Genomic DNA, 24,301 nt, shown 5'->3' on the forward strand with positions numbered 1-24,301 from the left:
CAATAACATGTCTTTAACCGTTTCTCTGCTCGACAAATTGATGGATAGTGATCCTTCAACTAGAGATGAAAAAGACTTCCCTACGAGCCAACAACAGATGTTGAACAGCTTGCTTAGAGATCTGGAGTCTATGTTAAATAGTCGTATCGGATGGAAAAACATTCCTGATGACCTTTTAGAGGTTCGCTATTCAATATTGAATTATGGTCTGCCAGATTTTTCCTCGATGCCTTATAGCAGCCAAGAGGGGCAGAATCAGCTTTGTGACATTGTTCATGATGCAATTAAAGAGTTCGAGCCTAGGTTAAGGAATCCTTATGTCCAGATTTCGGACGAGAAAAACGCTATTGATAGGGTGTTGAGGTTACAAATTAGCGCCACTTGCTTAATCGATAACAGCATTCATGAAGTGCGATTCAATTCTGAAGTAGAGCCGGTAAATTTAGGTATGAAACTGAGTAGAGCGAAATGAGTGAAGAGTTTCTCAAATACTATAATCGCGAGTTAGCTTATTTACGTCACAAAGGACAAGAGTTTGGGGAGCAGTATCCTAAGATCGCTGCGAGACTCCGTATCAGTGAGGAGCAGGTTGACGATCCACATGTAGAAAGATTGCTAGAAGGCTGTGCATTTCTAACGGCAAGGATTAGACAAAGTTTAGACAATAGTTATCCTCAGTTCACTGAATCTTTGATGGGGCAGTTATATCCGGATTTTCACGCACCAATTCCATCAATGTCCGTCATTAAGATGAACTGCTCTAGCTCCACTTCCTCTTTTTTTGACGTAGAAGAAGGTGAGCGAGTCGTTATCGGTGCTCCTGGATACCACGAATGCGAGTTTAGAACCTGTTATCCGGTCAGAATGTACCCTGTTGATGTGACCTCTGGCGCTTTCAAAAACGCACCGCTTAAATCGGTGGGCTCCCAATGGGAAAGCCATGCTCATTCAGTTTTGAAAATCCAGCTCACCGCCCAAGATGAAGAGACATCTCTGAGTGACATGGGATTAGAACGGTTGCGCTTTTATTTAAACGGGCAATCTCAGTTGACGTTTAAACTTTACCAAATGCTATTTCAAAATCTAATTGGTTTATCTGTCGTTGCGGGTGGCAAAGAAGTTCGTTCTTTAACGAAAAGGCATCTTATTGAAGTGGGATTTTCAGAAGATGAGAAGGTTGTTCCATACAGTAAGAGAAGCTTTTCGGGAGCAAGATTACTTGTTGAGTATCTGCACTTTCCTGAGAAGTTCATGTTCTTTGATATCACTGAACTTGGATTATCAGAGCTAGCTCTTGGAGAGCAAGCTGAACTGTATTTTTACTTTGATACCAATGATGATTGGCTTCCTAAGCAAGTGGATGAAGAGAGCTTGATGGTTGGTTGTGTGCCAGTCGTCAACTTATTTAAAAGTGTTATGGAGCCCAAGCGTATTCTACCAACCGAGTACGATTACCACTTATCACCGCAATACCAGGAAGCCGAGAGTAACGAGGTTGTCTCTATTTCTGACGTAACATTGAGAAACTGGAACAAAACGTATCACAACCTGCCATGTTATCACGCTGGTGAGCACACGCATTATATGAACGCCAGTGAAATTTATTGGTTGATGAGACGTGAGGATAAAAATTGGGCTGGTGGATACGATGAACCGGGCAGGGAAACTTACATTTCTTTTGTTGATAAAAGGCATCAATTGTTCAGTCCAGAGAGCCGAGAAAACTGGCTAATGTACGTTGAAGCGGAGTGCTGCAATCGTAATTTAGCGCAGAAGCTTCCATTTGGAGGCGGTCTTCCAAAAGTCTCTTTGCCGAAAGTAAATGACAACTTCGAGTCAGTTCGTTGTTTAGTTTCTATATCAGAAACCCTCCGGCCAGAAATGGATGAAAGTACACGATGGCAGTTAACTAAGCTTCTAACTTTAAACCACTTTACCGAAGAAGATGGATTAACAACTTTGAAGCAAACTCTGAATCTCTATGCATTTTCTGGGACCGCAGAAACGAAAGCGGTAATTGATGCTTTAGCGAAGTTAGAGTTCGAGCCGACTACAGGCAGAGTAAGTCAGAAAGGTAAAGTTGGTTTTGCGCACGGTATAAAAATCATTTTGACGGTTTCTGATCAAATTTTACCTAAAGAGCAAATCTTCCTCCTAGGTAGTGTTTTATCCGTTTACTTTGCACAATATGCTGAAATTAACATTTTTACGCAGCTAGAAATAAGACTTAAGTCAACGGGAAAACCCTTCCACTTATGGCCTGCATTAACTGGCGATAAGGTGTTGCTATGATCGCGGAGCAATTTTATCGAGATCTAAAGCAACATCCGTTGTTTGAAGCAATTCACCTTATCGAACACGAGATCTTGCAAGCCGAGGCACAAATAGGGACAGATGCTCTGCCTAAGCATGAAAAACTAAACCTAAAGGTCAACCCATCGTTAGGTTTTGAAAATGCGCAGCTTTGCGATCTGAAACATATTGATAGCCACAAGCTAGCACTAGAAACTAATCTGATAGGCCTAACGGGTGAGCAGGGGGTGCTTCCTCAGCACTACAGCGAGTTAGCTTTGCATCGTCAAAAAGAAGGCGATACAGCAATGGTGGACTTCTACGATATTTTTAACCATCGTTTACTGTCTCTTTACTATCGATGCTGGCAACTAAGTCAATTGACCGTTCAGTCTCGTGCTCATGCACAGGGATTACGTTCACCTTTAGAAGATTGTAAATCGGCATTAACTGGGCAGGGTAGTTCTTTGTCCCTGCACTATGGTGGTGTTTTTGCTTCACCGACGAGAAGTAAAGCTGGACTAAAAAGTGTTCTTGAATGTTTATCTGGATGCCAAGTAAAGATTCATGAGTTTCAAGGGCAGTGGCTACATCTTGCAAAAGAAGAGCAAACACGTCTTTCATCTCGAACTATGCCAGAAGGGCAGTTTGCTCAACTTGGTTCCGGAGCATCCTTAGGCTCGAAAGCTTGGAATATAAACGCAGGAACAACGATCGAGTTTCTGCCAAAGCACAAAGATCTGGTTAGTAAATTACTGCCTAACCATCCAAATGTAGAAATTATTAAACGTGCGGCTTATGAATTTATTGGTAAGCATAAGCAAGTGAAATGGCAGCTCACCACCAAACATAGTTTATTACCTCAAGTTTGTTTATCAAAAAAACATGGTCAGTTAGGTGTTGGTTCTGTACTTAAAAAACATAAACGCACAAAAGATCGAACCATAACAATTACTATTTAAAGGAAACATAATGGCTTCACTCTCACTTTCAGCGTTGGTCGAAAGATTGTCTCCTCAGGCTAAGGAAACACTTGAACAAGCAGCTGCGATGGCAAGCTCTCGAACCCATCACAGTATTGAAATGTCTCACTGGTTAATGACGATTATTCAACACCCTGCCGATATTTACTCGGAAGTTTTCGACGAATTTGATGTCGATAAAATCAAGGTTGAAACTGATCTTCAAAAGACACTTGAAAAATACAAAACGGGATGTCAATCGGTCCCAGGTCTTTCAGCTCACACAGTGACTGTGATGCAAAATGCTTTGCTATCGGCAACGATTGAATTCAATCAGGAGCAGTTGGATTGCATTCATCTTTTATTTGCCTACTTGTCCGATAATACGTTAGTCAACATGGCTGGTTCGATTAGCCCTGAGCTAAACAAGATAGAACCATCTCGGTTATTGAACTTTAAAGAAAGTAATACGCGTCAATCAGGATCGAATGACCTAGGGAAATCAAACGCGAATTCTGCGCTGAATCAATTTACAACAGATCTTACTGAGCAGGCTAGGGAAGGTAAGATAGATCCGGTTATTGGTAGAGACAATGAAATCCGTTTAATGATCGACATCTTATTAAGACGTCGACAAAACAACCCGATTCTAACTGGTGAAGCTGGCGTTGGAAAAACAGCCGTTGTTGAAGGCTTGGCGCAAAAGATTATCGATGGCGATGTACCTCCTGCTCTACAAAATGTAGCGATTAAGTCTTTGGATCTGGCGTTATTGCAAGCTGGTGCTGGCATGAAAGGTGAGTTTGAAAACAGACTTAAAAACCTTGTGAAAGAAGTTAACGACGCACCACAACCCATTATTTTGTTTATCGATGAAGCACATGGTCTGATTGGTGGTGGGGGACAAGCAGGACAAGGTGATGCAGCGAATATTCTAAAGCCAGCGTTAGCGAGAGGTGAACTCAGGACGATCGCAGCAACAACTTGGGCAGAATATAAAAAGTATTTTGAAAAAGACGCGGCTCTTACCAGACGCTTTCAAGTAGTGAAGGTCGACGAGCCAGCGCCGGAGCTAGCGATCGAGATGTTACGTGGTTTACTTGACGTAATGGCACAACACCATGACGTCCACATCACTAGCCAGGCTCTCAATGCTGCCGTTCAACTCTCAGCTCGATACATTAATGGCCGACAACTGCCAGATAAGGCTGTGTCTGTTTTAGACACAGCCTGCTCGCGAGTTGCGTTAAGTCAATCGTCTACACCGGGAGGTCTAGATGCGAAAAGGAATAAACTAAAAGCCAAGCAAGCTGAGTATGAGCACCTAAGCCAAGAAAGTCAGCTAGGTACACCTCTTGATATGCAGTTGCAAGATGTCAGAAAAGAGATTGATGTTCTATCTAGTGAAATAGTTGAACTAGAGACGCTGTGGGAGAAAGAAAAAGAGTGGGTAAGTGAAGCTAAGTCACTTAGAGCTCAAATAATCAAGGAGGGTTCTGAGACTGCTAGGGACAAGTTACAGGAGCTCGAAAGTAGCCTCTCCGCTAACTCGCAGCCATTAGTATTTTCGCATGTCAATGAAGCGCTTATTGCAGAAGTAATTTCAGATTGGACCGGGATACCACTGGGCAAACTCCAGGATGATGAAATCCAAGCAGTACTGAGTTTGAAAGAGAGTTTGTGTAAACGAGTTGTCGGACAGGAGCACGCTTTGGAAGTCATGTCTGAAGTGATAAAAACTGCCAGTGCACAGCTCACGGATGAGACACGACCAAATGGTGTATTTCTTCTCACGGGACCAAGTGGAGTGGGTAAAACTGAATCTGCTTTAGCTATTGCAGAGAAAGTGTACGGCAGTGAAGAGAATGTCACAACTATCAATATGTCCGAGTTTAAAGAAGAGCACAAAGTTTCCTTATTATTAGGCTCGCCTCCAGGTTATGTTGGGTATGGCGAAGGTGGTGTACTTACTGAAGCCGTCAGACGCAAACCTTATAGTGTGATTCTCTTGGATGAAATGGAAAAAGCACACCCTGGAGTTCAAGATATTTTTTATCAGGTATTCGATAAAGGCTCAATTAAAGATGGTGAAGGTCGCGATATAGATTTTAAAAACACTATTATTATTATGACCGCGAATACAGGGACCGAAACGACGATGTCGTTGTATTCTGATCCTGATTTATTTCCAGAACCTTCAGCACTAAAAGATGCTTTGCGTGACGATTTGTTGGTTGACTTTAAGCCTGCATTTTTAGGACGTGTTAATGTATTACCTTATTTGCCTCTATCAAGAGAAGTATTGATAGAAATAACAAAATTAAAATTAGCCAAAGTTACGAATCGCATTCGTAAAAATTACGGCGCTGACCTATTTTTTGATGAAGAACTAATTAATGATATTGTAGACAATAGTAATGAGTCGGGGAGCGGTGCACGTGTGGTACAGACAACCATAGAAAACACATTACTTCCTAAGATTTCTCATGAAATATTGCATGCAATTCTTAATGATAAGACGTTTGATGAAATTATTGTTAAAGGTACAACTAGTGGACTTGATGTCTCAATAGTTTAACATCCTTTACACTCTCAATAATAATTGGGAGTTGGTTCATATTAACTATTATTTTTTATAAAAAACGCTTAAATTAAGTCTTATTTAAAGATATAACAGGGCGTATTTAAAATGAAGTTTTTGATACATTAATCACTAATTATCATCAAACGTCAGATAATTAAATTACTACGATATATGTCAATTAATAATGCTATAGGAGATTAGCATGCAGTCTAATACGTATCTTAAATACGCAGATATTAAGGGTGAGGCAACTGCCGAGCAATATAAGGATTTGATTACACTACTATCTGTAGATTGGAGTGTAGGTCGTGAGATCTCATCATACACTGGTACAGCGATGGACCGTGAAGCGAGCGCTACTCGTCTATATGATTTGACTATCACTAAACTTCAAGACCGTTCTTCTCCTGACTTATTTAAAGAAGCGACAATTGGTAAAGGTAAACCTGCGGTTTTCCATATTACTAAGCAAGGTGAGAAAGTTGAAGAAATCATGAAGATCGAACTGACTGATGCGATGATTTCTAACTACTCAGTTTCTATCCAGGATGATCGTCCAGTTGAAACCATCACTATTTCTTACACTGAAATGATGATGACAGTGACTCCTACTGACGATAAAAACAACACTTCTGCGCCATTGGTTTACGGCTACAGCGGTGTTAAAGGTCAACAAATGTAATTTTTATGCGGGGGGATATTCCCCCGCATTTTTTGAAAGAAGTATTTAATGAAAAGAGCAACTCAAGATAACAATTTCATCCGAATTTCCTCTCCATTCGGAAAAGATGCCATCATACTAAACTCATTTGAGTATAGAGAAGAGATCTCAGAACTTTTTTCATTGCGTGCTAAAGCTTACTTTAATGATCAACGAAGTGAGTTAAACGAAATAATTGGTAAAGAAGTAACAATTATCCTTGAAAATAGTGAGGATGTTTCTTCAAAACCTCGTTATATACATGGTTATGTATCTGCTGCAAGATTGGAAGGGCAACGAGTTTCTAATGCTCATAATGGTGAGAATTATAAAAATATAGAGTTATTAATAGAGCCTAAATTACGTTTCGCCGATTATAGAAAAAATTGCAGAATATTTCAGCATAAAGATATAAAAGAAATTGTCTCCGAAGTACTCTCGGAGCATAGTGTCGCCTTTAGTTTTGAGTTAACTAAGTCGTACCCTAAATACACATACAAAGTGCAATATGAAGAGTCAGACCTTGAATTTGTCCGACGCTTATTGTCAGAAGAAGGGCTATCGTTCTGTTTCACACACACTAAGTCTGTCCACACGCTTAAGATTTTTGACGACATCAGTTTCTATAAGCCGGGTACAGAGTTTTTAGTCGATTTTGATACAGGTACGGCTAAGTCTAGCCATATTTCTTCTTGGCATGAAACCCAAGTTTTGACGACTAAAGCAAGCCAAAAGTCTGGCTATAACATGCTTAAGCCTTCGTCTAATCCTAAAAATACTGCCAAGGGTGAAAGTGATTTTTTTACCGTGCCTGAAAGCGAGTATTTTGAATACATGGGTGAAACGGAAAGTGATGACCAATACGCACTTAGAAACACGCACGCTATAGAAGCACTACAGCAAAACGCATATCTGTGCCGTGGCGAGGCAACGTGTCGAACGTTCAGTGTGGGAAAGTGCTTTAAGTTTAAAAAGCATGAAGATAAGTCTCGAGTCGGCAAAGAATACGTACTGTCCTCCGTTTTTTTATCTGCGGCTGTTTATAATCAGACTGGTCAAGGTGGCACTGCTGCGCAAGGTGTTAAAGTATCATTTAGTTGTGTTGACTCAAAAACAATCCTTCGCCCTTCAGTGAACTATCCGAAACCTCAGATGAAAGGTTTGCAAACCGCAGTGGTAACGGGAAACAAAGATGGCGAAATTTACATAGACAAACACGGTCGTATTAAAGTTCAGTTTCACTGGGATCGTGTTGGTAAGTACGATGTAAACAGCTCATGTTGGATTCGTGTTGCGCAAAATATCGCGGGTAACGGGTGGGGCTCGGTATTTCATCCTAGAGTAGGACAGGAGGTCATCGTCGAGTTTGTCAATGGTGATCCTGACCAGCCAATTGTTACGGGGTCACTGTACAATGGTAGTCAACTCCCTCCCTACACGTTACCAGAGCAAAGCTCTCAAAGTGGTTATAAATCGCGTTCTGTACAAAAAGGCACATCTAATTTTAATGAGTTGCGCTTTGATGACAAACCCGGTGAAGAACACATCTATCTTCATGCCGAAAAACTTTTCCAAATGCTAGTTGAAGACTGTGTTGATATTGCCGTTGAAAACAGTAAAACCGAAAAAGTGACGAATGATGTCAATCAAGAGATTGGCAAGAATGCGACCTTGAAAGTAGGTAAAAACTTTTCTAATGAAACGGGTGAAGTGTTGTCTTTTAATGCAGGAAAGAGTATCGAGATCAAAGTCGGTGGCGCTTCGATTCAGATGTCTAGTTCCGGAGAAATCAACATCAAAGGCAATAAAATATCTATTAACGGCTCTGCTATCGCTCTTAAAGCTGGGCAAATTTCATTGAACTAAGGTGATTTAAAGTGGGTAAACCAGCCGCGATATTGGGCAGCTTTCATCTTTGTCCTAAAAAAACAGGAAAAATTCCTCATGTAGGTGGCCCCGTCGTAGTTGGCTCGCCAAACGTGACAATTGGCGGCATTCCAGCGGCTAGGCAGGGAGATAAGCTTATATGTATAGGTCCTCCGGATAGCATCTCAGCAGGCTCTTCTAGCGTTACAATCAACGGTAAGCCAGCGGCAAGGGTCGGGGATTCAACGTCTCATAGTGGTAAAATTCTGTCTGGCATGCCTACGGTTTTAATCGGAGGCTAGATGCCACTCGCATTTCAAACTCATCTTCTTGCCATTAATGGCAGGCCATACACTGTTCGTGATATAGCTAACGAATGTTTTAGATTGCCCGCAGAAACACCAAGATCCTATCCTGATCAATCACTGTATGAGCAGATATTAAATCTTGTGCGCTCTAAGCGCGAGATACTGGAGCAAAGTGATATCAAAGGGAATATCTGTGTTCTTTTACCGTCTTCGGTAGATAAAAGCTTGCTTAAGGCATTGATAAACGAGTTTTCTCTTATCCTTGGTAACTCTGCCAACAGAGAAATTTATTTTTATCCTTATGGTCAAGCGGCGTTCTTGATGGCGCTAAATCGGATAAACCGTGAAGTTAACGAAACACAAGCAACTTGGATACTGGCTATAGAAATTGCTCGCGATGCAGAAGAGCATGCCAAATCTCAAAACTCGATCATTTTGACGAAGTGCTTTTTTCAACAGTCCGGCCTTGTTACTGATGATGTTCGAATTGATTTAGATACCAAACAACAAAGCATTGCTGTCGATAAAGTGTTTAAACAACTTGGAGTAGGGTGTGATCACTCACTTAGTGAGTTGCATTTATCCATTGATGGAGATGAGCCTCGATGGTTAAATGCTATGCAACTCTTGTCTCCCTGGGTGACCGATCAAACTCAGTATCAATTTATTGATGTTAAACTAGGAGGGCTGGGCGCATGCGGAGGTGTTTTAAAAGTGTTAATGATTGAGGAGCATCAAAGAAGTAGCCTCAACTCAGACTTCCACGTTTTGCAAGCTGATATCGAGCCAGATGGTTATACAGTGGGAGTTCTATACAATTGGCATAACGAGTAGTTCTGGATCTAGTTTGTCCCTTCTAAACGTTGGCTTTTAATGGTTTAAATGTGACGGTTATGTTTACTCGAGACCATCACTTAATGTTGCTTAAAAGGTGTTTATACAACGTTCTTCTCGCTTTCCGGTGAAATAGTGAACCATAGAACATAAACTACATGAAAAGCTGTTCGACTCAAGATATCCTAACCCAAATTAAATAAATTGAGCTTTGGTTTGTGCCAGATTCAGCCAGTCACGTAATACTCTGATGTTTACACGGCTGAAATTCGGATTCTTGCAGGAGCAAACCTTGCTTAAAGATTTGGCGGAAAGTGAATTCGAATGAAGTTTATCCACACCTCAGATTGGCATCTTGGTCGACAATTCCACAATGTATCACTACTCGAAGATCAACAAGCAGTACTCGAACAACTGATTAACTATATTGAACACAACCCCGTCGATGCCGTTGTAGTGGCGGGAGATATTTATGACCGTTCGGTGCCACCAACGGTTGCAATAGAACTGCTAAATCGAGTCGTGAAGCGTATTTGTACTGAACTGAAAACACCGATGATATTGATATCTGGCAACCATGATGGTGCAGAACGATTAGGTTTTGGCTCAGAGCAAATGAAAAATGCAGGCCTTCATATTGTTAGTAACTTTGAAGATATGCTAACTCCCATCATCATAAAAACGGACTCTGCGGGTGAGGTAGCGTTTTATGGCATGCCTTATAACGACCCTGAACAGGTCAGATTTGCCTACAAAACCTCGGTATCAACTCATGATGAGGCACATCAACTGCTTGTAGAGCAAATAAGAGAGCATTTCATTTCAGAGCAAAGGCGTGTTCTCGTTAGCCACTGTTTTGTTGATGGTGCTATTGAGTCTGACTCTGAACGACCACTATCTATTGGTGGCTCTGATCGCGTAAGTCATGAGCATTTCTTAGATTTCGACTACGTCGCACTTGGTCATTTACATCAGCCTCAAAAGAAAGGCGCAGAGCATATCCGTTATTCTGGTTCACTTATGAAGTACAGTTTTGGTGAACAGAACCAGAAGAAAGGCTTCACGTTAGTCGAACTAGACAAGAAAGGATTTGTCTCTGCTAAACATATTGAGCTAATTGCCCCTCATGAAATGCGCATTGTTGAAGGAGAGCTAGATAAAGTCATAGAGCAGGGCAAGACTGACCCTAAAAATGAAGATTATTTGTTAGTTCGTTTGATGGATAAACATGCGATTTTAAATCCAATGGAAAAGCTTCGTTCGGTTTATCCAAACGTTTTACATCTTGAGAAACCGGGTATGTTAATTGGGGTAGAGCAGGAAATGGCGCAAGCAAAGTTGGCCCGAAGCGAAATTGATATGTTCCGAGACTTTTTTATTGAGGCACAAGATAGTCAATTATCCCAAGAGCAAGAACAAGCCGTTACTGACATTATTAAGCAATTATCACAGCAATAGGGACCAAAGATGAAACCAATTAAACTTACCATGCAAGCCTTTGGTCCGTTTGCAAAAACCGAAGTCATTGACTTTGAAAAGCTTGGCCGTAACCCTCTGTTTTTGATTAATGGTCCTACAGGCTCAGGTAAAACGTCGATCTTAGATGCCATTTGCTTTGCCCTTTACGGTGAAACTACCGGTAATGAGCGGCAAGGCATCCAGATGCGATGTGACTTATCGGCGCAAGACTTACCAACCGAAGTCGCTCTAGAGTTTTCGTTACATGGCAAACAATACCGAGTTGTGCGATCTCCAGAGCAGGAAGCGCCCAAAGCGCGTGGTGAAGGGATGACGGTAAAAAAGCACACTGCGGCTCTTTATGAACTCGGCGAGACCGAAAAGCTCATCACTAGCAAGACGACTCAAGTTAAAACAGAAGTGAGCAATATTATTGGTTTGAATGAAACGCAATTTCGCCAAGTAATGGTATTGCCTCAAGGAAAATTCCGGGAGCTGTTGCTTGCTAGTTCTAAAGAGCGCGAAGAAATTTTTGGTCAGCTCTTTCAAACGGACATATATAAAAAAATTGAGTACGCGCTCAAAGATAAAGCGAGCGCAATCAGTAAAGCGAAAGATGAATTTGATAATCAAATTCGAGGCGCTTTACAAGTTGCAGGAGTGAGTTCAGAGCAGGAATTATTACACCAGCTTGAACAAGCAACTGAGCAGCTAGAGGTCGATAGAAAGAAAGAACAAGCTTCGTTAGATAAGCTAAATGTTGCTAAATCTGAATTGCAAAAAGCGGAAACTATTAATGGAGAGTTTTCGAAACGAGAGCAAGCAGAAAACGCACTCAAGCTGCATCTAGAACACTCAGACTCGATAAAAGTTCGTCAACAGCAATTAGAAAATGCTAAAAATGCCAATAAGATAGAATTACCCTACGTCTCATTACAAAATGCAAAAACTCAAACTCAAGAGCTCAGACAAAAAATCGTAGCTTTGAAAGAGAGCCTTGATAAAGCCAATGCTGTTACGAAAGAAAAAGAAAACTTGCAGCAAAGTGCAAAAGAAGCCGCGGCAAAAGTCCCACAGTTAACGCAACTGCAGTATCAACTTGAAAGCATGAAAGACAAGTTGGTTGAAAAAGCCAACTTGGAAAGAAAAATAACGGCAGGTCATCAACAAAAGCAACAATTTGAAGCAACGTTAAAACAGTACATAGAGCTGAAAGACAAGTTGGCGTTTCAGGCGCAACAGGGCCAGAAAGATCTAGAGCAAGCCCGAGTAGATGTTGCGCTTGTTGGCAGCATCGATGCGGAAATAAAACAAAAACAACGACTACTACAGGATCTACAAAAGCTGCATGGTCTTACTTTGGAACTCTCTAAACTCACGGCGTTAACCGTAAGCAAGCAGCAGTCATTACAGGAAGCCAGTCAGCGCTATATTCAGTGTCAACAAGCCGCTGATACGATAGAGCTTAAGTGGCACAACGCTCAAGCGGCAGTATTAGCGCAGCGACTAAAGGCAGGTGAAGCATGTCCGGTATGTGGCAGCCAAGCGCATCCTAACCTTGCGACGTTTGTTGAAGAAGTCGTTACAAAAGAGCAAGTTCAGGCTGCCAGAGTGAAAGAAAGAGAAGCTCAAACCTCACTGAACCAGCTAAGTAATCAGCTAGAACAACATAACGTTGTCATTATTCAGCATCAGAATCAAATCGACCAGTTGAAAGAAGAGCTTGGTGAGCATGCAGCGTCTGAGATCTCGACGGTTCAAACTGAGTTACAGGCGCTTAATGATCAACTTCTACGTCTACAATCTATTGATATTGAAAAGCTAGAAAAGAACGTTGAGCAGCTTAATCAACGCTGCTTAGTGGGTGAAAATAAAATTCATGAGCTGCAGAATCAAATGGCGGCAAATGAATCAACCGTTCAAGCAAACCAAGAACAATTGACTAAATTACAAGCTTCCATTGATCCGAAATACAGTTCCGTTGATGCGCTTGAGCGTGACATTTCGCTCACAAAAGAGCAAATTCTGACCTTGAATACAGGTTTAGAAAAGGCACAAAACGCTTTGCAGCAAGCGGTATTAGCGCAATCGAATGCTGAAAGTCAGTTAGTGACGAACAAGCAGTGGCTATCTGAGTCAGAACAAAAGCTTAGCCAAGCAGAATTAGCGTGGAATGAGGCGTTACAGGCGAGTAAATTTGAGGATGAAAGCAGTTATCTAAATAGCAGAGTGACAGATGATGAGCTTCAAGTGTGGCAGAAAGAAATAGACAACTTCAAACAGGCACAAACCAAGCTTGAACAAACACTACATGATTTAAACCACGCATTGAAAGCGCTTGAAAGACCGGACTTGGATTCGCTTAACGACAGCTTAACCACTCTGCAGGCGCAGTATATTGAAGTAAGGAATCAGCTCGATACCACGCGCTCAACCTTTGAGCGAATTGAAAAAGTTCGTAAAGATATTGCTACGCTGCATGAAAAAAATAGCAAGTTAGAAGAAGAGTACAAAGTGTTTGGTACGTTATACGACGTTACCAGCGGTAAAACAGGCAGCAGGGTTAGCCTGCATCGCTTTGTTCTTGGTGTACTGTTGGATGATGTATTGATTCAGGCCTCTCAACGTTTAAGCCTCATGAGTAAAGGGCGCTATATCCTTGCTCGAAAAACAGAGGGCTTCAAAGGCGCTGCGGGTCGCGGCTTAGATTTAATGGTTGAAGATGGCTACACAGGAAAAACACGTGATGTTGCAACACTTTCCGGTGGTGAATCGTTTATGGCAGCGCTCGCTTTGGCGCTTGGCTTGTCGGATGTTGTGCAATCCTATAGTGGTGGTATCCGTTTAGACACTTTATTCATTGATGAGGGGTTCGGTAGTTTAGACCCAGAATCTTTGGATCTCGCGATTCAAACGCTAGTGGATTTACAACAGACTGGACGCATGATCGGTGTTATTTCTCACGTTTCTGAGTTAAAAGAACAAATGGCGCAGAGGATTGATGTTGAACCATCAAGAGTCGGTTCGACAATATCGGTCAAATCTCAATGTAGCTTCGCTGTCTAATTCAGTTGCTATCACAAAACCCAAAGCCCCTATCTAGGGGCTTTCTTACTTAATCGCTACTGTTCGCAAAAGTGGCCTTCTTTTGGCGACTGGGTAATCGCATACTCACCATCTAGGTTGCGATAAACAACTGTATTCCAAATAGAGCCATCATCCAATTCAAACTCAATGGCATAGTTGACGCCGCTAACGATTTGCGCGTGAACGTTCAGTATTTGTTTGAACGACGCTATTGTGTCCATTCTTTTCAAAACAAAAGCCATTGCCTTTTGTGCATCAGGGGTAGCATTAAACTCATTCCACCCACCTGGCATGTTTCCTTGTGTATTACATACATCTGCCGAGGTTGTTAATTGTGTCGCTTGGCTTGGGTTTTCCTGCTGGCAACCTGCAAGCAATACCAAAAGTGCACAAACTGACACTGTTTTTAATTTCATAACAATAACCTCTGTCTATATCGCGACGTATTATAGGAGGGTGATATGACAGCGTATGTCTATATTGTGCAAAGTTTCTATATGCATACGGTTAAATGCTGACAAAATATACAAGTATGACCAACTTGTAAGTCAAACATAGAACAATATTGTTAGGGAATTGCTGACATAACGAGGTTTTGGTGTTCAGCATGCTATTGATAATGAAGAACTGTGATGTGTAGCTACGTACCTTTGGGACAGTGGTGCGACTTAGTGATCGATTTGCTACCTTCTACAGTAAAATCAATCACTAAATCAAATTTAGGTGTTGTATGAAATCGCTAAAAACATTATTACTTTTATCACTTGTAACTTTATTTGGCTGTACCTCTAAACCTGATGGGGTGGAGCCAGTTAACAATTTTGATTTAGAGCCTTATCTAGGCAAGTGGTACGAAATCGCACGGCTCGATCATTCGTTTGAGCGTGGTCTATCCAACGTTACGGCCGAGTATCGGCTTCGCGAGGATGGTGGGGTTAAGGTGACAAACCGCGGATATTCAGAAGAAGATCAACAGTGGTCCGAAGTTGAAGGTAAAGCTTATTTTGTTGAAGACGAAACGGTTGGGCACTTAAAAGTCTCCTTTTTTGGGCCAATCTATTCTTCTTACATTGTGTTTGAGCTAGGTGAAAACTACGACTATGCGTTTGTCTCCGGTTACAACCACGACTACTTGTGGCTATTGTCTAGAACACCCAACGTTGATGAGAAAATCCTGGAGCGTTTTAAGCAGGTTGCTAAAGAGAAAGGTTTCGCGTTAGATGAGCTAATTCTCGTTGATCAAGAGAGTGGACGCCAGTTTTAAGTTCATCAATGTGACTTCTAAAATCAACAGAAGCGAAGTTTCTGTCTAAGCGGTTTTGAGTTTTGCTTGGAATATTTTTGTTACCTTGTAACCTCATGTAACCAAAAATATAGCCCCATCATTTGTGATTACTCGTGATGGGGCTTATATAAATTTGAGTGAGCGTCGAAAGGTTGATTTATCGACAAACGGTTATGGTTTACTTAATCAAACGAACGATCAGAGAGCCAGGCGCCCGAATAGATTCCACATTGTGGCTGAGCACTGTACCACTTGTAGGGGCGGTGTAGCGCTCAACTTCAGTGCCAAAGCTGTCGTATTGAATCGCAACCAGTTGGCCTTGCTCGACAAAATCCATCAAACCGACATGAGGTAGTACAAAGCCGCCATGTGTCGCTTTCATACTGACGATCTCGTTTCCTTCCAAGCATGAAGTGATAGGCTCTATCTCACCTTCTACGACATTATGCTGCTTCAACACATTTAAAATGCCTGATACGGTTCGACTAATGAGTTTTTGCTCTGTGTAGCGCCCCATACCCACTTCAACCGTAATGCTTGGGACACCATGGTTATTCCAAACGGTTTCAAGGACGCCAGCATCTCCGGGATCATTTAAAATCGCATCAGGATTAATGAGACGAGCCATTTCTAATGATTGCTCAATTCGGAAGTCTGCAAACACGTATAGTGGATAGGCCGCACCACTGGTTTGAGTGTGAAGGTCAATGGCTAAATCAGCATTTGGCTTGAGCAGATCATTCCACAATGCATATAAGTAGCGTTGTGCCTCATTGCCGTTTTGGTCACCAGGGAAAAAGCGGTTTAAGTTTGCAGGAGACGCATCCGGGTCTGCGGAATAGAAATCGCGGCTGTGGTTTAGCATACCTGGCATGTTAATGGTTGGAACAATAGTGACAGTACCAGCGACTTCAGTGCCAATGAGTTCTCTAGCGGTCTTCTGCGCTGCTAACACACCATTATATTCATCACCATGAACCCCTGCGGTGATCATGATTTTCTTGCCAGGTTTTTCACCTTTGAATACCAAAACAGGAAGATGTTGCCACTGAGAGAGCGCGTTGGTCGCGATGCGGAACCAAAACTTATGCTCACCCGGACCTAGGTCTGCTACATTGAGAGATTGAATCACTTGATGACCTTGAATCATGTCATCGAGAAGTTGTGTTGCCATTAAAGTTACCACTCCAAAACCATAAGCCAATCTAAAACCTTAACGTCGCCATACGAAGAGTATTAATAAGGCGAGAACGTGTCTCGCCTTAGTGCCAATTGATTTCGTTTTACGCAAACCCCATCATATGAGCTGCGATAACGACGACACTCGACAGGGTAAAGAGTAATAGGATAAATCGCCAGCAGAATTTTGCCCAATCACCCCAGTCGATGCGGCAGACACCAAGTGTTGCCATCAAGGATGCTGAAGTAGGGACGATAACGTTGGTAAAACCATCTCCAAGTTGGAATGACAAAACGGCAACTTGGCGCGTGACACCTGCAATATCCGCCAATGGTGCTAATAAAGGCATCGTCAGTGCCGCTTGTCCAGATCCGGAAGTAACGAAGAAGTTGAAGATAGATTGGAATACATACATTAACCAAGCCGCAGCTACGTCAGGAAGCCCACTGATCACGCCGCCAGCACTGTTCAGAATAGAATTCAGTACACTCGCTTCATCGGTCGTACCGCCACCTAGGATAAGTAACACACCTTTCGCACAACCAACCAATAGAGCAGGAGCAAGCATAATAGCCGCCCCCTCTTTAAACGCATCGGCTGCGCAGTTGAGCGTCATACCGTTTAAGCGAAAAATCGTACCGATGATCGCGACAACAAAGCCCATAGTGAAAAATTGAGAAGCGATTTCTGGGATGTACCATGCGTTAGCGACTACGCCCCAAACAACCCATACTGTGGTCGCGATGACCGTAAGAATGACGAGTGTATCGCCGATATTCCAACGAGAATCTTGATTGCCAAGCTCTTGCTGACGGAAGTATTTGTCTGTGCGGTGACTGTAAGAAAGTTCTGGGTTTGACTTTACTCGAGCGGCGTAGAGCATTGTGAAAGCGATACCGATTAACGTAAAGCCAGCCCATAACCCCATGCGCACTGTCATGCCGGATAAAACAGGTACACCCGCAATGCCTTGCGCAATAGCGACGGAGAAAGGGTTCATCCAAGAAGTAGCAAAGCCAATTTGAGTCGCAACATAGGTAACCATTACCGTAGTGATACCATCATAACCAAGGCGAACCATAAGCGGCGCGATAATAATCGCAAATGCTACGGCTTCTTCACCCATACCAAATACCGCACCGCCTAGCGAGAACAGCAAAAATAGCACTGGAATGAATAGTGCTTCGTTACCTTTGGTCTTATCGATAAGGCGCAAGATACCGTTGTCGATTGTGCCTGTGCGCATTACAACGCCGAAAGCACCGCCGATAACCAACATGAACATAATCACGCCGATCGCGCTGCCCCATTTAGAGCCAGAAACTAGCCCTTCGAAAGGGAAGTTCATCAGGCCAATGCCACCACCAGAAGCAAACAGGCCAACCTTGTTGTAAACCAATTCACCGTTTTCATCGGTTGCATAAGAGAATGAAGATGGATCAATAACCGTGCGTGTTTTTTCCGCACCATCGACCATATAAGTCACTTGCTGACTGTCAAAATGGCCAGCAGGAATTAAGTAGGTAAGAATCGCAGCGAGAATACCAACAATGAAGATCAAAATGAGGGTATCTGGCATCTGCCATGATTTGGGTGTAGCAACCGAGTCTGCTGGTTGCGCATGTGTGTGAGACATAACTTACTTCACGTTAAATTCAATGAAGCATGAAATATCAATAAACCAGAATAAAAAGTCAATATTAATGGAAATATTGAACTATAAATTCATCAAATATTTGAAGTGAAGTCATTGTGATTATTTTACAAGCAGAGTTTGGTTAAATATTTTTTCTCGGTTCGGGGGCTCACAAGCTCTTGTTGTGAGCCGAGATAAACAAATCATTTGTCTTGCGTCTGTTCTGCATAAAATGCAGCGACATCACGAAGATCCTCATCATTTAACATTCTTAACTGTGCGCCCATCATTTCGGCAAGCGGCCCTTTACGTTCGCCTGCTTGGTAAGACTTCATCGCATCGTATAGATACTGAGCATTTTGACCTGCAAGATTTGGGTAGGCATCATTACCTGCGACGCCTGTGGCACCATGACAATAGACGCAGCTAGGGGATTTGATTTTACCTTTATCAGCATCACCAAAAGGCGCGGCATGGCTAGCGGAAGAGAAAATAAGAGAGGTTAGAAGTACAAATCTGAACATGAAGATTGTCTATTCGCTAAAAAGTCATATCGATACAATAAAGCTTCCCCTTAGGGGAAGCTCAATGATCAAAATCAAACTAAAGCAGAGATTTAATGCTTGATAAGAAATTGTCGATATCTTGCGCTGAAATGTCTTTATGAGTCACGAAACGAATGGGGTTTCCAGGTGTTATCGTGATATTTTGTTCCTTTAGTTTCGCAGCGATATTTACTATGTCCACTTGAGGATCAAGCTTCGCGAATACGATATTCGTTTGAACAAATTCAGGGTTGACTGAAAAACCAGGCAGTTCAGCTAAACCTTCCGCTAAGGTTTTTGCGTTGATATGATCTTGTTTTAGCTGTTCCACTTGTTCGGTAAGGGCGAGTTTGCCTGCTGCGGCAAGAATACCCGCTTGACGCATACCACCGCCGACCATCTTTCTTAAGCGACGTGCTTTTGCGATGTACTCTTTGCTACCAAGCAGTAACGAACCAACAGGGGCAGCCAAACCTTTCGACAGACAAATCGTCATTGAATCAAAATACTGACCGATTTCTTTTACCGGAACATCAAGCGCAGCGGCTGCATTAAAAACGCGAGCGCCATCTAGATGCATCTGCAAGTTATGTTTATTCACGAAGTCACGTGCTTCTGCTAAATAAGACAGAGGTAATACTTTACCATTAATCGTATTTTCTAAGCTGAGCAGCTTGGTACGAGCAAAGTGACAATCATCTGGCTTAATCGCCGCTGCCAGTTTATCAAATGGGAGTGTGCCATCTGGGTTATTTTCGACTGGTTGAGGTTGAATTGACCCAAGTACTGCTGCGCCGCCAGCTTCGTACTTGTAGTTATGTGCTTGCTGCCCACATAGATATTCATCTCCGCGTTCACAATGCGCCATTAGGCCGAGCAGATTGGCTTGCGTGCCTGAAGTGGTAAACAAAGCCGCTTCGAATCCTGCAAGCTCTGCGGCAAACTCCTCAAGCTCATTGACCGTAGGGTCATCACCATAAACATCATCCCCAACGGGGGCCTTAAACATGGCCTCTCGCATGGCTTGGGTAGGCTGTGTAACGGTATCTGATCGAAAATCCATGAATGTCTCCTTGGTCAAAGTCCTAAATATATCCGCAAAGGCGCGCTTTGCTTAAACAAGCGATCGTTTTGGCATCGGTAATTGTGCCATCAATAATCTTGTCTTCGAGTTGTTGGAGTGACAGGGTAATAACCTCAATCACTTCATCTTCATCACATTCGTAACGGTTGGTTTGGCTGAGCTTCTCAGCGACAAATAGGTACTGTATTTCATCACAAAATCCGGCAAGGGGAGTGACTTGGCCGAGAGAGGTAAATTTCTCTGCACTATAGCCCGTTTCTTCTTCTAGCTCTCTTTTCGCGCAGCAGAGAGGGTCTTCATTGCTTTCTCTTGTACCAGCAGGAAGCTCCAAAAGCCATTTATTAAGTGAAGGGCGAAATTGATGGACAAGAACTACCTCACCTTCCGTTGTAATAGGGAGAATCACCGCAGCGCCCGGATGATGGATTGTGGTGTGCGTAATTGCCTGTCCTGTAGGAAGCATAACCTCTTCTTCAATCAGAGAAATTTGCTTCCATCTATGAATTATTTTGCTCATGCAGTTATTAACCCTAGCTGTTACCGCATTTTGACGTTTTTCGACATTAACCACAAATGGTGGGAAACAAAAGCAAAAAATGTTGCAACACGACGAAAGCGTTTGCACTTTCAGTGAGCTGTATCTCATAAATGGAAACTTTGATTGCTGGCTAAAGAAGGGGGTAAGCATCTGCTATAAGGGGAATTCAATAAAATACATTTGTAACAAAGTTATAACAAGTGTATAAAAATGTTAACGCAATACCAGTTCAGCAGCCGGAGAACGTATGACACAAACCTTATTTGCCTCAAATGCCGAAAAAGCGCTTCTCTCAGAACGCATCAACAAGTTGGCTAAAGCGTTAACGGACGGCGTTTATGAACGCGAACATACCATCAAGCTCTGCCTCCTCGCTGCACTTGCTGGTGAAAGTGTTTTTCTTTTAGGCCCACCTGGCATTGCAAAAAGCTTAATTGCCAAGCGACTTATCCAAGCGTTCGATAATAGCAGTTACTTTGAATACCTGATGACTCGATTCTCAACACCTGAAGAAGTTTTTGGGCCACTGAGTATTCAAGAACTCAAAGATAACGGTCGTTATGTTCGCTTAACTAAAGGGTATTTGCCAACCGCACAAGTCGTATTTTTAGATGAAATCTGGAAGGCGGGCCCCGCCATTCTGAATACATTGCTGACAGTGGTCAATGAGAAAACGTTCAAAAATGGCAGCGATATTGAGCGTGTGCCAATGCGTTTGTTGGTATCGGCTTCCAATGAACTGCCAGATGAAGACAGCGGTTTGGATGCACTCTATGACCGCATGTTGGTGCGCGTGTTTGTGAATCGAATTCAGAATAAACAAAACTTTAAGTCGATGTTGACGGTAGGCACGTCACAAGAGGCACAAGTGCCAGAAGGGCTAGCAATAACAGATGAAGAATATCATCAATGGCAACAGCAGCTCGACAAGCTGACGCTAACCGATAATGCATTTGAGAAGCTTTTCCAGCTTAAAACGATGTTAGAAAGCAAAGTCGAAGCTCAGTTTGGCGATGTCGCCAATACCGACATGTATGTCTCTGACCGCCGCTGGAAGAAAGCCGTGAAATTGCTAAAAGCGAGCGCGTTTTTTAATGGACGCGATGAAATCAACCCACTTGATCTACTGTTGCTGCAAGATTGTTTATGGAACAGTCCTGAATCGCGAGATGTGGTACGTGAAGTGGTTCAAGAGTTCGCCTTAAAACATGCATTTGATCAACAAGACGCCGAACAGGAAATTGAATACTGTCGCGAGTCTTTGGTCGATGTTCAGCATGAGCTTGAAGATGCCTACCGCATGACGTTAACGTCTGAAGCGGCAACGGGTATTCTGCGCAAAGAAACCATGCGTTTTGATACCTCTAAAGCTAAGACCTACAAAGTTGGCGCAGCCGTTAACTTAGTTAAACTGGTTATTTTGCAAAGCAACATGTCGGTTTCAGAATCAGAGAAAGGTGATAGCCGCTGGGTTTACGTGCCAAAAGATGAGCTAGACCGAGTCATCAAAGAGGGACACGGTGATGTGTATGGCTACGTCAATCAAAACACCAACATGTGCCGTTTACGATTTGATGTTGATGCCGCAAATAACCTAGTTATCCGTGATATAGCAAACCGAGGCATTCTGGTGAGCTTAGTGACTCAAGAGGGCTTGGATATAGAGCTTTACCAAAAGTGGTTAACGCAGAGTGAAAAAGCCGTAAATCAACTCAGTGAAGCAGAGCACCATATGCGCAAGGTAAAAGCGAATTTTCATGATGCGCTTCCGCATAGCTTTGTTGATCCTGAATTACCACGCCTAATGGAGTCGAGTCTGCAGCAGGTCAGTCAGAGACTTGAGTCTATCCAAGCTGAAAGCGAGAAAGTTATCCAACGCTTTAAAAACTTACATCAGTTTTTCTCATAAGGAGACGACATGCTAGGTGCAGACGGACTTAACCTCGCGCTGATGGTAGCCGACTCTGGCATCATCGATAGTGCAGTTAATGATTTAATGGCGCGTTCACAAGTCATGATGATGGCAGAAAACCGAGGCGTTAAATCTTCAGTCAAAGGCCACTTATTAAAGTGGAGGGGCAGTGTTAAAAAACGGATTACCAAGGTATGTGAGACAGAGCGTTTCCAACAAGAGCTGTCTTTATATCAAGAGGTCATTCACTGGGATGAAGAGGCGTTTTTCGAAAACATCGAAGATGTGATTAAAAAGCTTGAGTGGCACTCCGCTTTTTATATGCAGGCTCGCCGAATGATGGAGAAGAACAAGGGGATGAATAATCCCATGTTCCCACATTACTTCTGTGATCAATGGTACCAAAGTCTAGCCGATGCGATTAAGCAAGCGCAAGTAAGCGAGCTTGAGGCCAATAAAGAGAAAGTGCTGAATGACCTGTATCAGCGTATGGAGACCATGCGTAATATGGATAAGGTCACGGAGTCGGGTGATGCTGAAAGTGTAGGGCGCTTATGGGATATGGCATCTGCCAAGTTGAGCAAAACTGACTTAACAGTGATGAAACGCCATGCGGAGTTTCTGAAGAAGCACCAAGGCTTGCAAGAAATAGCCGAGCAACTTGGCCGTATGGCGGGGCAAGTGAATGATCCCGAACTTAACCGCGCGCCTACTGAAGAGCTACAAATGATCGAAGAGAAGAGTGATGAAGCGACAGATGATATTGTCGGCATTCACGAAAGCGATGATTTAAATAAGCTACTTCCCAACGAAACGATGTTTTTGGCGTATCCCGAACTCGAGGTCGTGTTCTATAAACACTTAGTCGATAAACGACTTATGAACTACCGTACACAAGGCAAATCGCGCACGTTACGTAAAGTTAAAGCTCACCGACCTGACAACAAAGCGGTAGATATCGAAAAAGGACCGTTTATTGTGTGTGTGGACGCGTCCGGCTCCATGAGCGGGTTTCCTGAGCAATGCGCCAAAGCCATGGCTTATGCTCTGATGCAAATCGCATTAGCGGAGCAACGTGACTGCTATGTCATTATTTTTTCGACGGAACACATTACGTACGAGCTAACCAAACAAGATGGTCTGCGCGAGGCGGCGGACTTTTTAACTTATAGCTTCCATGGTGGTACAGACTTAGAGCCAACTTTGATCAAATCTATCGACTTGATGAGCGGTGATAAGTACAAAAATGCCGATATGGTGGTCATTTCCGACTTTATCGCGCCAAAACAACAAGACGAGTTGCTTGCCAAAGTGGATGCGCTTAAAGCGAAGAAAAACCGTTTTCACGCGATCAGCCTATCTAAATACGGAAACCCAGCATTGATGTCGATGTTTGATCACACGTGGTCTTATCATCCTAATGTTGTGGGCAGGTTGCTTAAACGGGTCGGTAATTACTAAGTGGCATTGAAATTCTATTGAGTAAAACGTACAGAAAGCTAGATTTATATTGCTTCGTTTTAAGCCGATAAGATCGAACTTTGGTCTAATTGGCTTAAAAGAAATCAAACAAACAGAAAATGAAAGATTTTTGTTTGACTATCTTCTCTCAATCCGTAAAGTAGCCACCAACGCAACGGGGAAGAGCCCTGAAGCGAAGTAAAAAAAGGCGCCTTGGCAGAGTGGCTATGCAGCGGATTGCAAATCCGTGGACCTCGGTTCGACTCCGGGAGGCGCCTCCATTATTCTTTGAGAGTGAATGGCTTTCGAGAATCAATGCGACACTAGCTCAGTTGGTAGAGCGCAACCTTGCCAAGGTTGAGGTCACGAGTTCGAACCTCGTGTGTCGCTCCAAATTATTCAGATATGGCAATTGCGGTATCTCGATGCCAAGCGCATCAACTTAAAACCAGCGAAAGCTGGTTTTTTTGTATCTGAATATTGATAAATTTACGCCATCTCAATTTCTTGAACTGTCGGTATAACCCTTGTTTCTTTCGCGAGTTATGCTGTTAAGTGTGATCCGATAT

At 42.8% G+C, this 24,301-nt stretch carries 19 protein-coding genes and 2 tRNA genes; 15 read left to right on the plus strand and 6 right to left on the minus strand.

The window, feature by feature from the left end:
• Positions 1–7 precede the first annotated feature (7 nt).
• The 10 genes from tssE to MTR11_RS13055 all read left to right on the plus strand — a co-directional run bounded on the left by tssE (position 8) and on the right by MTR11_RS13055 (position 14,070).
• The gene (gene tssE / locus MTR11_RS13010) at positions 8–472 is read left to right on the plus strand and encodes a type VI secretion system baseplate subunit TssE (protein ID WP_012842186.1); all 465 of its coding nucleotides are present in this window, start codon (positions 8–10) and stop codon (positions 470–472) included.
• The gene (gene tssF, locus MTR11_RS13015) at positions 469–2,292 is read left to right on the plus strand and encodes a type VI secretion system baseplate subunit TssF (protein WP_243327805.1); all 1,824 of its coding nucleotides are present in this window, start codon (positions 469–471) and stop codon (positions 2,290–2,292) included. Before tssE ends, tssF begins: the two co-directional genes overlap by 4 nt.
• Positions 2,289–3,254, plus strand: a complete 966-nt coding sequence (tssG, locus tag MTR11_RS13020; protein ID WP_046875360.1) for a type VI secretion system baseplate subunit TssG — start codon at positions 2,289–2,291, stop codon at positions 3,252–3,254. Before tssF ends, tssG begins: the two co-directional genes overlap by 4 nt.
• 10 nt (positions 3,255–3,264) lie before the next feature.
• Positions 3,265–5,832 (plus strand): type VI secretion system ATPase TssH, encoded by a 2,568-nt coding sequence (gene tssH, locus MTR11_RS13025; RefSeq protein WP_243327806.1) that lies wholly within the window; start codon positions 3,265–3,267, stop codon positions 5,830–5,832.
• Positions 5,833–6,040: 208 nt separating this feature from the next.
• Entirely contained in the window at positions 6,041–6,520 is a 480-nt protein-coding gene (locus tag MTR11_RS13030) for an Hcp family type VI secretion system effector (RefSeq protein ID WP_005375967.1), read from the plus strand.
• Between the two features lie 48 nt (positions 6,521–6,568).
• A complete protein-coding gene (tssI, locus tag MTR11_RS13035; RefSeq protein WP_243327807.1) occupies positions 6,569–8,404 on the plus strand; it encodes a type VI secretion system tip protein TssI/VgrG in 1,836 nt (611 codons plus the stop codon).
• Between the two features lie 11 nt (positions 8,405–8,415).
• Positions 8,416–8,706, plus strand: coding sequence for a PAAR domain-containing protein (locus tag MTR11_RS13040; RefSeq protein ID WP_243327808.1), 291 nt, complete (start codon positions 8,416–8,418; stop codon positions 8,704–8,706).
• Complete coding sequence (locus tag MTR11_RS13045) at positions 8,707–9,546, plus strand: NAD/NADP transhydrogenase subunit beta (protein ID WP_167427554.1); 840 nt, start codon at positions 8,707–8,709, stop codon at positions 9,544–9,546.
• A gap of 324 nt (positions 9,547–9,870) precedes the next feature.
• Positions 9,871–11,004: an exonuclease SbcCD subunit D gene (locus MTR11_RS13050; protein ID WP_012842192.1), complete on the plus strand. Its 1,134-nt coding sequence runs from the start codon at positions 9,871–9,873 to the stop codon at positions 11,002–11,004.
• 9 nt (positions 11,005–11,013) lie between these two features.
• On the plus strand, positions 11,014–14,070 hold the full coding sequence (locus MTR11_RS13055) for an AAA family ATPase (RefSeq protein WP_243327809.1): 3,057 nt from the start codon (positions 11,014–11,016) through the stop codon (positions 14,068–14,070).
• A 56-nt stretch (positions 14,071–14,126) separates the two neighbouring features.
• On the opposite strand, the gene MTR11_RS13060 is transcribed toward MTR11_RS13055, so the two are convergent.
• Positions 14,127–14,507 (minus strand): cystatin family protein, encoded by a 381-nt coding sequence (locus MTR11_RS13060; RefSeq protein ID WP_005396397.1) that lies wholly within the window; start codon positions 14,505–14,507, stop codon positions 14,127–14,129.
• Between the two features lie 314 nt (positions 14,508–14,821).
• On the opposite strand from MTR11_RS13060, the gene MTR11_RS13065 reads away from it, so the two are divergent.
• Complete coding sequence (locus tag MTR11_RS13065) at positions 14,822–15,355, plus strand: lipocalin family protein (RefSeq protein ID WP_085343749.1); 534 nt, start codon at positions 14,822–14,824, stop codon at positions 15,353–15,355.
• A gap of 199 nt (positions 15,356–15,554) precedes the next feature.
• Here MTR11_RS13065 and MTR11_RS13070 read toward each other — a convergent pair whose 3' ends face one another.
• From MTR11_RS13070 to MTR11_RS13090, 5 genes are all read right to left on the minus strand, one after another.
• Entirely contained in the window at positions 15,555–16,550 is a 996-nt protein-coding gene (locus tag MTR11_RS13070; protein ID WP_243327810.1) for a succinylglutamate desuccinylase/aspartoacylase family protein, read from the minus strand.
• Positions 16,551–16,659: 109 nt separating this feature from the next.
• A complete protein-coding gene (yfcC, locus tag MTR11_RS13075; protein ID WP_243327811.1) occupies positions 16,660–18,192 on the minus strand; it encodes a putative basic amino acid antiporter YfcC in 1,533 nt (510 codons plus the stop codon).
• 203 nt (positions 18,193–18,395) lie between these two features.
• Positions 18,396–18,716, minus strand: a complete 321-nt coding sequence (locus tag MTR11_RS13080; RefSeq protein WP_005396401.1) for a c-type cytochrome — start codon at positions 18,714–18,716, stop codon at positions 18,396–18,398.
• 79 nt (positions 18,717–18,795) lie between these two features.
• Positions 18,796–19,800 (minus strand): low-specificity L-threonine aldolase, encoded by a 1,005-nt coding sequence (ltaE, locus tag MTR11_RS13085; protein ID WP_134645716.1) that lies wholly within the window; start codon positions 19,798–19,800, stop codon positions 18,796–18,798.
• A 22-nt stretch (positions 19,801–19,822) separates the two neighbouring features.
• Positions 19,823–20,338, minus strand: a complete 516-nt coding sequence (locus MTR11_RS13090; RefSeq protein WP_243327812.1) for an NUDIX hydrolase — start codon at positions 20,336–20,338, stop codon at positions 19,823–19,825.
• 268 nt (positions 20,339–20,606) lie between these two features.
• Between MTR11_RS13090 and MTR11_RS13095 the strand changes: the two genes are divergently transcribed.
• The 4 genes from MTR11_RS13095 to MTR11_RS13110 all read left to right on the plus strand — a co-directional run bounded on the left by MTR11_RS13095 (position 20,607) and on the right by MTR11_RS13110 (position 24,125).
• The gene (locus MTR11_RS13095; protein ID WP_145472985.1) at positions 20,607–22,268 is read left to right on the plus strand and encodes an ATPase RavA domain-containing protein; all 1,662 of its coding nucleotides are present in this window, start codon (positions 20,607–20,609) and stop codon (positions 22,266–22,268) included.
• Between the two features lie 9 nt (positions 22,269–22,277).
• Entirely contained in the window at positions 22,278–23,732 is a 1,455-nt protein-coding gene (gene viaA, locus MTR11_RS13100; RefSeq protein ID WP_012842207.1) for an ATPase RavA stimulator ViaA, read from the plus strand.
• A gap of 207 nt (positions 23,733–23,939) precedes the next feature.
• Positions 23,940–24,013: transfer RNA gene (locus MTR11_RS13105), tRNA-Cys, on the plus strand.
• 36 nt (positions 24,014–24,049) lie between these two features.
• A tRNA-Gly gene (locus MTR11_RS13110) sits at positions 24,050–24,125 on the plus strand.
• Positions 24,126–24,301 lie beyond the last annotated feature (176 nt).

The organism is Vibrio sp. CCB-PB317, assembly GCF_022808245.1.
GTDB lineage: Bacteria > Pseudomonadota > Gammaproteobacteria > Enterobacterales > Vibrionaceae > Vibrio > Vibrio diabolicus.